This is a genomic window from Cohnella sp. GCM10020058, assembly GCF_042683485.1.
Classification (GTDB): Bacteria; Bacillota; Bacilli; order Paenibacillales; family Paenibacillaceae; genus Cohnella.
Genome location: NZ_JBHUJV010000004.1, coordinates 268290 through 282172, shown reverse-complemented (window position 1 = coordinate 282172; position 13883 = coordinate 268290). Strand labels below are relative to the sequence as shown.

Here is a 13883-nt window from a genome sequence, read left to right as displayed (position 1 = left end):
GATCCATATGGAGCGGCGGGAACGCGCCGCCATCTATGCGATGATCCAGGTGCGCGTCGAAAAGGAACGCAAAGCAGCTAAAAAGAGAAAGTGACGGGTGCGGTATCCCTGACGGGGATGCCGCTTCGTTGTTTTTTGCAAGAAAGGAGGACAGGCCATGGCAAGAGTGGATGACATGGTTGAGATATACAGGCAACTCGAATGGCACGCGGGGAGAGCAAATGCTCAACTTGAGCGAACGAGAATGCTCGCAGATGACATAGCCAGTGCACTGGACGTCAGCTTATGGCTGGATGTAGACAATGCCGACTCGGGCATTCAGCGCCTTCGAGGTCATCTCGAGCAGTTGAACGAAGTCAGCCAGATCACATTGACGTTTGACGAACAGCCGCTTCAAACAGGCCTAAATCGAATTAATCAGACTCTTGTCTCAATGACGAAGCAAGCGAACAAACTGGTTGCTGCGCTGCGGCAAGCCTCTAATCTAACGGACAGCACACGCGTACCCACGCCACCTCCCGGCCCAGGCGGCGATAACGGTGGCGGTCCGGGCGGAGATAACGGCCCGAACGCCGATCCGCCCGATGAAGGTCCTCCAGACAGTCCCCCAGCTTCAGAAGAAAAGGCATCTAAACTGACGAGCAGCTTTGAAAAGGTCGCAGAGACGGCTAAGCAAATATTCAATATTGAAAATGCGGTCAGCTTCCTGAACTGGGCCAATGATATCGGCTCTGTCAACGATCGCTTGCAGCTGGTCAATGATGGAACGATGACACAAGCGCAGCTTCAGCAAAAAGTGATGCAGAGCGCGAACGCCGCCAGGCAGCCCTATCAAGATGTCGCAGAGTTGGTCGTAGGGATAGGAACTTCTGGCGTCTTTAAAAACAACAACGATATGATTGGCTTCGCATCCCGCTTCGAAAAGGTACTCACAGCGGGATCCGCTTCGCCAAATGCAAGCAGCGATGCGCGCAACAAAATTACAGAATCATTCAGTGCCGGCTCTCTCGATACGGACGGTCTAGACATCCTCACGCAGGCATCCCCGGTATTTCTAAAAGTGTTAGCCGACGGATTAGATGTGTCGCGGGACGGACTCTACAAGTTGGCTGAGCAAGGCAACCTTACCTCCACAGAAATTGTTAAGGCTTTCTCAGGTCAGGATGCATTAATCGGCGAAGCCTTCGGAAGCACGTCTGGCACGATCAACGATGCCATGACTTTAGCCAAGAACAAGGCGGCGGAGTGGATCTCGCAGCTAAACGGCGCAGACGGTCCGTTGCAGAAGGTCAACGATTCCGTGATGAGGCTCGTTCAGTGGCTGGACACGCCGCAGGCACAAGGTTTGCTGACCGCACTGAATGCAGGCATTATCCTGCTAAGCGACGGCATCGCTGCCTTAACCGGGTTCATTGTGAATAACATGGGAATTGTCATCGGCGTATTGATCGGTTTGGCGGCTGTCGTTGCGTATGTAGCCATGGAGTGGCTTATTGGCTGGCTTATAGCAATGATGCCCTTAATACTCATCGTGGCAGCTATCGCAGGCATCATTGCAGTATTATTATCGCTGGGCCTATCAGCACAGCAGATCATCGGCGCGGTCGCGGGCTTTTTTAATATGCTGTTCGCTTCCATCTGGAACGGAATTGCTTATGCGTGGAATTTTATTTTAGCGTTCGTTGAGTTTTTTGGAAATGTATTCAGCGATCCGGTCTATGCCATTCAGAAGCTGTTCTATGACCTTATGCAGAACTTCATGGGATCCATGTATAATATGCTGCGTTCCGGCGAGGACTTCGCCGGCGGCTTTATGAAGGTCATGCTGGAGGGAATTAACGGTGCATTGAAGGGCGTCAACAAGTTGCTGGAAGGCTGGAACAAGCTAACGGGATCAAACATAAAGCCGGTTGTTCCGTTCGACGAAACTAATATCCATGCTTTAAGCGATAAATTAAAGCAACAAATGGACGGAATGAAACCACCTGATCCGACAAAAGGAAAGCCATTCGACCTTTCCAAATACAAGATGGATCAAAAAAGCCTATCGGGCGCCTACAAGGCCGGCGACCAAGGCGTACAAGATTTATGGAGTCGTGCAAGCGATAAGCTCTCCGGCGCAAAGGAACGCGGATTCGGCCTGCCTAAACGCACCGATCCACTTGCCGATCCGCTCGGCGGTGCGGCAAAGACGCCTAACATTGCCAATATAGGCAAAGTCGGTGAAGTGAGCAAGATCGGGGAGTCGGTGGAGATCTCCAGCGAAGATCTGAAATCGATGCGCGAGCTTGCGGAAATGAAAAATATTCAAAATTTCGTATCGCTCACGCCAAGCATCTCGTTCGGCGATACGCACGTGAAAAACGAGAGCGACGTGCATTCCATCATTTCCAAAATTCAGGAGCACCTGGAGACGGAATTCGCCTCTTCGGTCGAGGGGGTGCACCGATGAGCGTCTTAACGGATAACGCCGCGGGCTCTGACGGCTTAGATGCCTTTGGCTACAGCATTACCTTAAGCTTCAATAATAACGACGAGATCCTCCCCTTGCCGGTTATGCCCCCCTCCATCGCAATCAAGGGAGATGTCGGGAGCAAAACCTATAACATCATCGGATTCGGGGATGTCAACGTCATTAAGTCGCAAGAACTGAAGACGATCAGCTTTGAATCTCATTTCCCGGCCTGGCATAAGAACCTTTCTGCCCATCCCCCGGCATGGTACGTGCAGCGGATCGAGACATGGATGACGACCGGCCGGCCGGTTCGCTTCATATTCAGCGGACCTTACGAGATCAATGCCGCCGTCAGTATCGAATCGTTCGAATGGTCGGAGTCAGCCGGGGAAGGCGGCGATCTCGCCTACAAGATCAGCTTGAAGGAATATGTCTTCTATGCGGCCCAGAAGGTACCGATTAAGCCGGCGGGCAGTTCTGCTGGCGCCGCGGTACAGAAGCAAGCTCCGCCTCGACCCAACGAGAAGCAGACGCCCAAGACGTATGCACTCGTGGCGGGCGACACCCTGTTGAAGGTGGCCAAGAAGCTGCTGGGAGACGACAGCCGTTGGCGGGAAATTCAGAAGCTGAACGGCATCAGCGACGCGCAGCTTCGGCAGTTGCCAATCGGCATGGTGCTGAAGCTGCCGTCCTGACGGGAGGAAAAGCCTATGAAGCTGGAAATCATGCTGGATAACAAGAACGGAAACGTGTGGGACTTGTCGCAAGTCGTGTCGGACTTGACTTGGAGCACCGTGCGGATCGGCAAGCCGGGCAGCCTGGACTTTACGCTGGTCACGGGCGGACCGGCGGAACGTCCCGATTTTCAAATTCGCAACGGCGATATCGTCAGGGTCATGAAGGATGGCGTCGGAATTTTCTACGGTTACGTATTCGAGCTGGGCTACGATTCCGACGAGAGCGTCAAGGTTAAAGCTTACGATCAGATCCGCTATCTCCTATCGTCCAACTTTTATGCGTTTTCCGGCAAGACGGCGACGGATATCGTCAAGAAGATCGCAGGAGACGTAGGGCTCAAGACGGGGAAGCTGGCCGACACGAAGTACGTCATTCCCAAGATGATTCACGATAACAAAAAGCTGCTGGATATCATTTACACCGCGCTAGATTATACGCTTGTCAACGGGTACGGCAACTTCTATCTATACGACGACTTCGGCGCGCTATCTCTTGGCAACACGTCTTCGCTCGCAGGAGAATTTTTTATCGGGGAAGGCAGCCTGATGTACGGATACGACTACACGAAGTCGATCGATAAGGATACGTACAACGTCATCAAAGTCGCGCAGGACGACAAGACGAAAGGCGTCCGCAACGTATACGCCGCCAAGGACAGCGCGAACATCGCCCAATGGGGCATGTTGATCCTGTACGAAAAGGTTGACGACAACCTGAACGAAGCCCAGGCCAAACAGATTCTCGACCGCCTGGCAACGCTCAAAAACCGGGAGACACGCAGCCTGCGCATCAATGCGCTGGGCGACCTGCGCGTACGGGCAGGCAGTTATGTACGAATCCTGATCGAGCGACTCGGCATCAATCAACCGATGCTGGTCGAATCCTGCAGTCACAAATTTGAAGGCGACCATACGATGTCGCTCGAATTGAAGGTGATCTGATGTCATTGCTTCATATTATCAAAAAGGCGGGCCTGGGGGCCGTCGAATCGGGACAACCCATGGCGGTGCTGACCGGAAGCATTACGAGCGACACGCCGCTTGAGGTGACGGTCGACCAGCGCTTCGTGCTCACGGCGGAGTTCTTGGTTGTCCCGGAATCGTTGACCGAATACGAGATCGACGCCAAGCATACGCACGGATACAGCCAGGGCACGACGAATGCTGCGCTGGCGGACAAGCTTGTCATAAGGCGCGGTTTGAAGAAGGGTGATAAGCTGCTGCTTCTCCGCGTGCAAGGCGGACAGCAATATATCGTCATGGATCGGCTGGTGAGCGACGAATGATACCGGCGGGAGGCACGATCGGGACGGAGACGCTGACCGCGGTTCTTCAGCCGAGTCTGACTTATCGCATCCGGACGGATACCGGACAAGCGGCCGGCATGGTAGACGGTTTGGAGGCCGTCAAGCAATCGGTCCTTAAAATATTGGGGACGGAGCGCTTTGAACATTTCATTTACAGCTTTGATTACGGAACGGAGACGGCGAGGCTCGCAGGGGCTTCACCCGCATTCGTCCAAGCCGAGCTGGCACGAACGATCCGCGAGGCGCTGCTTCAAGACGATCGAATCAACGAGGTGAACGATATGCAAATAACGATTCAAGGCGACGAGGCGTTAGCTTCATTTACGGTTATATCCGACCTTGGCGCCTTCGGCTCGGAGGTGACGGCCCGTGTATGAAGCGCAGACCTTCGGCGCTATCCTGCAGCGCATGCTGAATCGCATTCCGGATACGATGGACAAGCGGGAGGGCAGCATTATTTACGATGCGTTGGCTCCTGCGGCAGCCGAACTGGCGGAGCTGTATGCAGAGCTGGATATCAACTACAGCCTGTCCTTCGTGGATACGACGACCGGCGATTATTTGACTCGGCGCGCGGCCGAGCACGGAACAGTGCGCAAATTGTCGAGCGCGGCCGAGCGTCTGGGCCTGTTCTACGGCGCGGGCGATGTCCCGCTGGACGTGCCTGTCGGCACCCGTTTCTCCATTTCGGGGGTGAACTATACGGCTACCCGCAGAATCTCGGCAGGCAACTATGAGCTGACGTGCGAAACTGCGGGAACGATCGGCAATCAGTTTTTCGGCCCCCTCCTCCCCATCGATTACGTGGAAGGATTGGCCCGTGCCGAACTGGCAGACGTGCGAATCCCCGGTGCAGACCAAGAGACGGATGAGTCGCTGCGCGCCCGCTTCCTTGCGGAGATCAATGCGCAGCCGTTTGGCGGCAATGTGGGGGACTATCTGGAAAAGATCGGCGGCTTGAACGGTGTCGGCGGCGTCAAAGTCTTTCCAGCCTGGGCAGGCGGCGGTACGGTGAAGGCGACTATATTGGACAGCGACTTCAACGCGCCTTCTGCCGCCCTTGTTGATGAGGTTCAGACGATCGTCGACCCGGAGACGAACAACGGCCGAGGCATCGGCTTCGCCCCGATCGGCCACAGCGTGACCGTCATGGGAGCGATGCCCGTTACCGTGAATGTGACGACTACGCTAACGCTTCGCAGCGGCTTCACGATCGGGCAGGTTCGCGCCAATATCGAAGCCGCCGTCGAAGAGTATTTGCTCACGCTGCGGCGAAGCTGGGCCGGCGTGCCGGAGATCGTGGTGCGGATCGCGCCGATGGAAGCCCGCATGCTGTCGGTAGACGGCATAGCCGACGTCACGGGTACGAAGCTGAACGGCGCTGCCGCGAACGTCGTCCTGACCGGCGAACAGATTCCGCGGCGAGGGACGGTGACGCTTCTTGCGTGAGCCGCTTCTCCGATACTTGCCGTCCTATTATCAAGAGATTAAAGAATTCATCGCATTGACGTCCGCAGAAGACAATGAGGTACAATCCGCCGCGGTTGCGGTGGATCGGCTGTTCGACGACCAGTTCGTGCTAACCTCGTCCGAGGAAGCGATTCGCCGTCGGGAGCGCATGCTGAACATCGCCGCTGATCCGAGTACCGAGTCGATAAGCTTCCGCCGGACGCGAATCGTCAATCGCTATTCGACCAAACCGCCGTTCACCAAGCGATATTTGCAAGAAAAGCTCGACTTCATCGCCGGCGTGCCAGGCCTGGTCGTCGTCGACGTGGACCCGATCAAATTCATTCTTCAGATTGCCGTCGGCGTAGAGAATGCGGCGGTGTTGGGCGAGATCGAGTACACGGTCGATCTGTTAAAGCCGGCCAATCTCGTTTACCAGCCGAAGACCTTTGCCGCGGAGCGAATTGGGGTGCGGGATCTGGCTTATGCGGTGGGACTCGATCGGCGTACGGGTCTAGGAACAACCTGGCGGCTCGGGATTAGCCCGTTGGCCGCCCGAAGAGCGGAGGTGCGTTTGTGATTGAACAGACTTATCTGAATGAACTCACGAACTACACGAATACCAAGATTGCTAAAGTGGTGCTGAACGGCACGATCGTGATTACGAGTTTCCTCATCAAGACGGTCACGGTAAATACGATCGCAATCGAGTATATGGTAGCAAAGGGATCTCCCACAATTACCAAGATTGAGCTGAAATCGGCGGCGGACGCCGTCGTCAGCTCCCGTATCGTCAACGTGCCGATCGTGGAAGACACGATCATGCGGCATGTCATCTCAGTGGAGGAGGTCATCTGATGGCATACAACGCCAAGACGGATTGGAAATACAACGATACCCCGACGGAAAACGACCTGAATCGGATCGAGCAAGGGATCAAGACGCTGGATCAGGATAAAGCGCCCAGCGCATCGCCGGCGCTGACCGGCACGCCTACGGTGCCGACCGCAGCCGTGGACACAAGCACGCAGCAGGCAGCGTCTACGGCTTTCGTCGTCGGTCAAGCCTCGACAACGGCTCCCGATATGAACGGCACGGCTGCCGTAGGCACGTCGAAACGCTATGCGCGCGCGGATCACGTGCATCCGACCGACACGACACGCGCGCCGTTGGCTTCGCCAACGTTTACAGGTAGCGTCACGCTGCCAGGCAATCCGACTGCGGCACTTCAAGCGGCGCCCAAGCAGTACGTAGATACCGTGCAGTCGAATCTGACTGCCCATATCGGAACGGGAGGAACATCGCATGCCGCTGCGACAACGTCGGCAGCCGGCTTCATGAGCGCAACGGACAAGACGAAGCTGGATGGCCTGACCGCCGGAGCCGGCGGGGCCGGGTCGGCCACTGATTCTGTCATTGGTAACAGAACCGTCAGCGATGCGACTACGCCATCGGGCGATACGGGCACCGTGACGACGCTGTTCGGCTGGCTGGCCAATATGATTAAGGCGATTACTGGCGGCGCAACCTGGCGGACTGCACCGGTGAAGTCGCTCGCTGCGCTCAATACGGAAAAGGCGCCGATTGCCTCGCCAACGTTTACGGGTACGGCTGCGGCTCCGACGTTTGTGTCGACAGCTGCTACCGGCACCTCGCCGATGACCGTCGCTTCGACGACTGCCGTCACGAACCTGAACGCCGATATGGTCGACGGGTATCACGTAAGCATTGCCGGAACTGCCAACAATATTCCGTTTAATAACGGTACACTAATGACAAATCTTAACGCGGATATGGTTGACGGCTTTCAGGCTTCAACCAGTTCGACAGCGCAAAACACAATCGCCGTACGTGACTCAAACGCTATTGTAAACGCGGTACAATTTGCGGCTACAGTAGCGGACGGAAATCCACCTTTCATTATCACGAGCAAGACACTATCGGCGAACCTCAACGCAGACATGGTGGACGGATACCATTTCAACCAAGACTTAAGAACCACGGCAAGCCCCTCATTTTCCGGTGCAACGTTCGCCGGAACCGTGACCATGAATGCTCAAATTGTAAGTACGGATACGTCGGAAAAAACATTCAAGAAAACAAATGCCAATACTGACATGGGCTTTTATGTTAATGATTCGGCGTTTGGCGCGTACGACTGGAAAAATACAAAGTCGGTATTTGACTATAACAAATCAAATGGTACTTTCTCCTTCGGTGTTACCGTAAATGCTGCTCGCTTTACGTCCACGCAAGCCACGGGGACCGCGCCATTTACGGTTAATTCGCAAACCACCGTCGCAAATCTGAACGCCGACCTGCTGGACGGCAAGCACGCTTCGGAGTTTATTGCACAACCAACAACTATTAATAGCGGAACGAATCTAAACGACATCCAGACTCCAGGTTTCTACTATTGCCCAGCAAATGCAACGGTTGCAACCTTGGCGAACACGCCTACTGCAATGGCATTTTCTCTACTTGTGGAGAGACACGCGGGCACCAAGCAGACCTTGACTGCTTATCCTGCAGATACTACTTCTCGGACATGGTATCGCAATTACTACAGTGGGACTTGGGGGCCTTGGACGCGCATCTGGACCGGCAACGACTTGACGATATCCGGAACCGCTCCCCTATATCCCAATGTCGGGGATGTTTGGATAGACACAAGCGTCTAAACAAGGAGGAACGAGGATGCCGCAGATTAAAATCTGGAATGGAGCGTGGGCGAAGCCCAAAAGCATTAAGGTGTGGGACGGAGCTTCCTGGAAACCAAGGTCATCTAAATATTGGAATGGTTCCTCCTGGGTTCCCTTCCTTTCATACGAAAGCTGGACCGACGGCGCTCCCATGCCTACCGGAAGAAGAATATTCGCGCAGGTTGGTTTTAACGGAATTATATATGCAATCGGCGGGCTTAACTCGTCTAGCAGCAGTACAGCTCGCGACACCAACGAAGCCTACAGTACCGCTTCGAATACATGGTCAACGAAAACGTCAATGACTTATGCTCAACACGGCGTCAGAGCAGCCGAATCCGGAGGGAAAATTTACGCCATCGGCGGGTACCCCAATTCTGCCTATAGCAATCAAATGTACGATCCTTCTACAAACACCTGGGCGCAGCGTACCGCCATGCCTAATTGGGCAGACGGATTAGCGGTGGAGAAACGAAGTGACGGCCTGATCCATGCCATTACCGGTATGCGAATGCTTACCCGGTATACGCAGCATTATCTCTACAACCCGGGTACAAACGCTTGGACCACATTAACAAATATCCCTTCGGGACGGGCATATCCTTCCTCGGCTGCTCTTGGCAATGACATCTATATCATCGGCGGCAATCCCGTAAGCGGAGTAGACAACAAGGTATACAAGTATAGTAATTCAACAAATTCCTGGATTGAAGCTGCGAGTCTATCGGATGCTTATAACGGATTTGCGGCAGGTGGAATTAATGGCAAGGTCTATTCCGCAGGAAGCAACTATGAGGTATATACGCCTGAGGCAAATTCATGGTCGAACAGAGGCGCTGCCGGCGTATTCGATAGCGGCGGCATGTGCGTACTGGACAATAAATTGTATTGTATGGGCGGCGGCTCATATTCAAATCAAGTCAAAATACTACCGGTTTCTTAATTTAGGAGGTCAAATAGATGATTAACGCACTTGAATTGTTTACGGCTGCCCGGAACCTCGGTTCAACCCGCAACTTCGCGGCATGTAAGGAACTGATTGACTCCTTCGACTGGGAGGGAGAGCGGATCATGGAAAAAAAGCGGTATGGACTTGCTTTATGGGCAAAGGGCACAGAAGTGAACGGCATCCCTTCTTCCAGTCTTGAAGAAGGGGTGCCGGCGGGCGGGGAGGTTCTTTTCGTCTACCTGGATGGCAAGCTGATCGTTATCCAGAAGCACGATCCCTCCCAAGCCGGCTTTGTAGCCATGGATGCAGCACTAGCCGAACAAGTCGGGCTGGCGATGATTGAACAGCTCGTTGAATCCGCCATCGACGAACGGGCTCGCGAGTCCATTTTAATCAAGATGATCAGCTAATGCGTCTGCCATTAAGCCAGAACGTCCTCATTAGGGCGTGGAATAGCGCATCACGGCCCCGCCTTGGCGGGGCTTATTTTATCAAAAGGCGGTGCGTCCGCAATGAACCAAGAGATTGACCAAGTCGCCAGGCTGGCGCAGCTGGCCGAGAAGTACGGCGTCGCGCTCATCTTCGCGCTTATCTTCCTGGTGACGATGCTGTACGTCGTGCGCATGGTCGTGGTCGGCAAGCTCGTGCCGCGGTCGCTGTTCGACAAGGTCGAACTCGATCGGGACGAGCTGCTGACGGCGCTGATCGAGCAGAAGGATACGTACCGCTCGATAGCCGGCGTGGTGAGTAATCTAAAAAAGGATGACCCGAACGAGAGGAGCGGATAACGCATGTTTAATTGGCTCATGCGGCTATCGCCCTGGTACCGGGACAAACAATGCCAGCTGAACCAGGCGTCGTTCAAGACGCAAAGCGCCATCATCCAATACCGTACCGCGTCCCGCGAGCTGCAGGAGGAAATTCGGCGCAACAACTTTGCCAAGTACCTTATCTATGAAAAAGGAGAATGATCCTATGCTTGACTGGATCGACTATGCGCTCCTGGCCGTATACACGGTGACGGTGGGCAGCGCGACATACGTTTTGGCCGCTCATCGCAAATATTTTCACGAGCGATTCCGAAAGGGCATCGTCAGCGCCTTTATGCTGTCGATGCTCTTTTTTCTTGCTGCCTACGATGCCAAGATGCTGGTCGCGGTCTGGATCCGCGCGAGCATGGCTTTCGGCTGGCAGACATTCGGCATGGAACGGGCACAGCGCTTCTCTTGGCTAATCGTAACGGGCGGGACGATGATCGGCTTGCTTCTCCTCGCCTACCAGACGTACACGAAGAAATACGACTTATGGATTCGGCTGCGGCGATGGGACAAAAAGGAGGATGAATAACAATGAAAAACGCACTCGATACGCTGCTTACAACGCTGACAGACCATCTGCTGGAGCTGATTCTTGCAGTCCTCGTCGCCTACGCAGTCAGCCTTCGCATGCGGTTCTTGGCCTGGCTCAATGCCCGCACGACAGCTGCCCAAAGAGAAACGCTTCACAAGTTGGCGGAGGAAGCCGCCGCTCTAGCTGAATCAATCTTCGGCGGCGGGAGCGGCACCGATAAACTCGACGCAGCCCTTCAATACGTCTCAGACAAGGCCGCTGCGCTTGGTATCCAAGCAAGCCCCGAATCGATTCGAGCCGTCATCGAAAAAGCTGTACTTGACTACAACGCACGAATCGAAGGCGGCGGTGCCGCTTGATCGTCTATTACAGTCAGGAGGACAAGCGGTGGGCCTCCCTCCCGTATACGCGCCGCGGCGATCCAACGCAGACAATCGGCTCAAGCGCGTGCGGTCCGACGTCGTTCGCGATGGTCGCGAGCACATTCGGCAACCGTGCCGTGTTGCCGCCGGAAGCCGCGGCGTTTGCCGTTACGAATGGCTATAGAACAACGGATAATGGTACCGCATGGAGCTATTTTGCAGCGGCCTCCAAGGAGTACGGTCTTGAAATAAAGCAGTCAGGCAACCTCTTGGAGGCCAGGCAAGCACTGACTGCAGGCGCTCTGGTTATTGCCGTCATGGGTCCGGGGCACCTGACGGGCGGCGGTCATTATGTGCTGATGACCAAAATCTCCGGCGAGTGGATTTCTATCAACGACCCCAATCACGATAATACCAAATACGGTCGCGACGGACTCGTCCGGCAAGGCATAAAGGACGACGGCAAGATCGAGGCACATACTTCAGTGTTCGAGCGCGAGGCGCGGCAGTATTGGATTTTTAACCAGCCACCCAAGGAGGATGAAACCATGACAAAGGAAGAGCAAAAGGCGTTTTCTGCGCTCCAAGCGTCCGTCAAAAAACAAAGCGAGAGTCTCGTCGAGCTTGAACGGCGCCTCGCAGCGGCAGAAAAATTGCTGACGATGGAGGGTCCGCCTTCTTGGGCAAGCGAAGCTGTCAGCAACGCCCTCCATGCCAAGCTAATCGATTCGCCGTTCGGCGGCAGCTATGATTTCTATCGGATACTGACCGTGCTGCAGCGAAAAGGGCTGCTTTAACTCAACGGATAAATTTTACATTACTTGCAACATTCCCTCTACCTGAATCGTCTAAATAGCGCACGTCGTTACACAACAGAAATGTTTATGTAATCATTTTGTAACATTGCGCGATGGAATGGCATTTGTTAAAAGAAACCGCTATTCATTAATCGGGGGTGTCCAGATGGGAAAAAGGTTAGGCTTGTTGTCCGTACTTTTGATTGGCGCGCTGGTCGCAGGTTGTAGTTCAAGCAGCGACAACGATTCCGCCGCCAACCGTGCACCGGAGTCGAAATCCCAAGCAGTCTCTAACGAAGCCGCAGCCTCGATCGCACGCGCCCCGCGAGCCTCCGCGCCCTCCGATATGTTTTTCCAGGATTACGGTACCAGCCCCTATGTGTCTACAGAAGATGACCGGCTGTCTACGTTCGCGATGGACGTTGATACGGGCTCCTATACATTGGCAAGAAGCTATATCGAAGACGGGAACGTGCCGCCCCAAGAGGCCATCCGGCTGGAGGAGTTTGTCAATTACTTCGATCTGAACGACGCGCCGCCCAAGAACGATACGTTCGCCATTCATGTCGACGCCGGCCCCTCTCCGTTCGGGGAAGCAGGCACGCAGCTCGTCCGGATAGGCATCAAGGGCAAGGAGATCGAATCGGAGGCGCGGAAGAGAGCGAATCTGACGTTTGTAATCGACGTATCCGGCTCCATGGATGAGGACAACCGGATCGGCTTGGTCAAACGGAGCTTGGAGCTGCTGGTCAATCAGTTGAAGCCTAACGACCGGATCGGCATCGTCGTGTACGGCTCGACGGCGCGCACGGTTCTGCAGCCTACGGCCGTCGAGAACGAGGATACCATATTAGCGGCGATCGATGATCTTCAGATCGAAGGCTCGACGAATGCGGAAGCGGGACTGCTGTTAGGTTATAAAATGGCGAGCAAATTCAACGACGAGGATGCGATCAACCGCGTGATCCTGTGCTCCGACGGCGTGGCCAATGTAGGCGAGACCGGTCCCGAGGGCATTCTCCAGAAGGTTGAAGATTATGCCGCTAAGAACGTGTACCTCAGCACCTTCGGATTCGGCATGGACAATTACAATGACGTGCTTATGGAGCAGTTGGCCGACAAAGGCGATGGCGCCTACGCTTATATTGACGATATGGATGAAGCGAAAAAAATCTTCCAGGAGCAGTTGAACGAGACGCTGCAGACGATCGCCAAGGATGCCAAGATTCAAGTCGAGTTCGACCCTGCGCAGGTGAAAGGCTATCGCCTCCTGGGGTATGAGAACCGAGCGATCGCGGATGAAGATTTCCGCAACAACAAAGTGGACGGCGGCGAAGTGGGTGCCGGGCATTCCGTCACCGCGCTCTACGAGCTTCAATTGAAGAGCGACGCAGCCAAGCCGTGGGGCAAGGTCACGATTCGATACAAAGACGTGGACAACAACAATCGATCGCGTGAATCGTCCGCATCCATCGGCCCTTCCGACAAGCTGTCCGATGCCACCTTGTTTATCGCCGCCGTTGCCGAATTTGCCAAAATCATGAAGGACAGTGAAGGTGTCGGGGAAAGCCGGCTGCAAAATGTTCTCCAGACTGCGGAGAAGCACGCGACCAGCGAGCGGCAGGAGGAATTCGGGGAGTTGGTTAAGAGGTTCATGGAGGTTCGAGGTTGATAGTATTGCGTTATACGTCCGAATGCCTCGTATATGTCAGAAGGCCAGCGTTCCCCAAAAGCGGGGCGGCTGGCCTTCTTTCTCGGGTTCTATATGTTCCTCT

17 protein-coding genes are annotated in these 13883 nt (G+C 54.6%); all 17 read left to right on the top strand.

Translation table 11 applies throughout. The features are described from left to right. Positions 1-157 precede the first annotated feature (157 nt). The 17 genes from ACFSR7_RS07635 to ACFSR7_RS07555 all read left to right on the top strand — a co-directional run bounded on the left by ACFSR7_RS07635 (position 158) and on the right by ACFSR7_RS07555 (position 13780). The gene (locus ACFSR7_RS07635) at positions 158-2452 is read left to right on the top strand and encodes a tape measure protein (RefSeq protein WP_378160200.1); all 2295 of its coding nucleotides are present in this window, start codon (positions 158-160) and stop codon (positions 2450-2452) included. Continuing rightward, the gene (locus tag ACFSR7_RS07630; RefSeq protein ID WP_378160198.1) at positions 2449-3150 is read left to right on the top strand and encodes a LysM peptidoglycan-binding domain-containing protein; all 702 of its coding nucleotides are present in this window, start codon (positions 2449-2451) and stop codon (positions 3148-3150) included. The genes ACFSR7_RS07635 and ACFSR7_RS07630 overlap by 4 nt, the downstream gene beginning before the upstream one ends. 15 nt (positions 3151-3165) lie before the next feature. Next, entirely contained in the window at positions 3166-4134 is a 969-nt protein-coding gene (locus tag ACFSR7_RS07625; protein WP_378160196.1) for an XkdQ/YqbQ family protein, read from the top strand. Continuing rightward, positions 4134-4478: a DUF2577 domain-containing protein gene (locus tag ACFSR7_RS07620; RefSeq protein ID WP_378160194.1), complete on the top strand. Its 345-nt coding sequence runs from the start codon at positions 4134-4136 to the stop codon at positions 4476-4478. The genes ACFSR7_RS07625 and ACFSR7_RS07620 overlap by 1 nt, the downstream gene beginning before the upstream one ends. Further along, positions 4475-4876 carry a DUF2634 domain-containing protein gene (locus ACFSR7_RS07615; protein ID WP_378160191.1) on the top strand — a complete coding sequence of 134 codons (402 nt, stop codon included), beginning with the start codon at positions 4475-4477 and terminating at the stop codon, positions 4874-4876. Before ACFSR7_RS07620 ends, ACFSR7_RS07615 begins: the two co-directional genes overlap by 4 nt. Then, positions 4869-5948 carry a baseplate J/gp47 family protein gene (locus tag ACFSR7_RS07610; RefSeq protein ID WP_378160189.1) on the top strand — a complete coding sequence of 360 codons (1080 nt, stop codon included), beginning with the start codon at positions 4869-4871 and terminating at the stop codon, positions 5946-5948. The genes ACFSR7_RS07615 and ACFSR7_RS07610 overlap by 8 nt, the downstream gene beginning before the upstream one ends. Then, the gene (locus ACFSR7_RS07605) at positions 5941-6528 is read left to right on the top strand and encodes a putative phage tail protein (protein ID WP_378160187.1); all 588 of its coding nucleotides are present in this window, start codon (positions 5941-5943) and stop codon (positions 6526-6528) included. The genes ACFSR7_RS07610 and ACFSR7_RS07605 overlap by 8 nt, the downstream gene beginning before the upstream one ends. Further along, the gene (locus ACFSR7_RS07600; protein ID WP_378160186.1) at positions 6525-6806 is read left to right on the top strand and encodes a ketopantoate hydroxymethyltransferase; all 282 of its coding nucleotides are present in this window, start codon (positions 6525-6527) and stop codon (positions 6804-6806) included. Before ACFSR7_RS07605 ends, ACFSR7_RS07600 begins: the two co-directional genes overlap by 4 nt. Next, entirely contained in the window at positions 6806-8629 is a 1824-nt protein-coding gene (locus ACFSR7_RS07595) for a pyocin knob domain-containing protein (RefSeq protein ID WP_378160184.1), read from the top strand. Before ACFSR7_RS07600 ends, ACFSR7_RS07595 begins: the two co-directional genes overlap by 1 nt. Before the next feature lie 16 nt (positions 8630-8645). After that, a complete protein-coding gene (locus tag ACFSR7_RS07590; protein WP_378160182.1) occupies positions 8646-9593 on the top strand; it encodes a Kelch repeat-containing protein in 948 nt (315 codons plus the stop codon). Positions 9594-9610: 17 nt separating this feature from the next. Beyond that, on the top strand, positions 9611-10009 hold the full coding sequence (locus ACFSR7_RS07585; protein ID WP_378160181.1) for a hypothetical protein: 399 nt from the start codon (positions 9611-9613) through the stop codon (positions 10007-10009). A gap of 102 nt (positions 10010-10111) precedes the next feature. Next, positions 10112-10387, top strand: coding sequence for a hypothetical protein (locus ACFSR7_RS07580; protein WP_378160179.1), 276 nt, complete (start codon positions 10112-10114; stop codon positions 10385-10387). A 3-nt stretch (positions 10388-10390) separates the two neighbouring features. Next, positions 10391-10570: a hypothetical protein gene (locus tag ACFSR7_RS07575; protein ID WP_378160177.1), complete on the top strand. Its 180-nt coding sequence runs from the start codon at positions 10391-10393 to the stop codon at positions 10568-10570. A 4-nt stretch (positions 10571-10574) separates the two neighbouring features. Continuing rightward, positions 10575-10946: a hypothetical protein gene (locus ACFSR7_RS07570; protein WP_378160176.1), complete on the top strand. Its 372-nt coding sequence runs from the start codon at positions 10575-10577 to the stop codon at positions 10944-10946. Positions 10947-10948: 2 nt separating this feature from the next. Next, complete coding sequence (locus tag ACFSR7_RS07565; RefSeq protein WP_378160174.1) at positions 10949-11308, top strand: phage holin; 360 nt, start codon at positions 10949-10951, stop codon at positions 11306-11308. Continuing rightward, positions 11305-12108, top strand: coding sequence for a C39 family peptidase (locus ACFSR7_RS07560; protein WP_378160172.1), 804 nt, complete (start codon positions 11305-11307; stop codon positions 12106-12108). Before ACFSR7_RS07565 ends, ACFSR7_RS07560 begins: the two co-directional genes overlap by 4 nt. Before the next feature lie 166 nt (positions 12109-12274). Then, a complete protein-coding gene (locus tag ACFSR7_RS07555; RefSeq protein ID WP_378160170.1) occupies positions 12275-13780 on the top strand; it encodes a vWA domain-containing protein in 1506 nt (501 codons plus the stop codon). Positions 13781-13883: the final 103 nt, after the last annotated feature.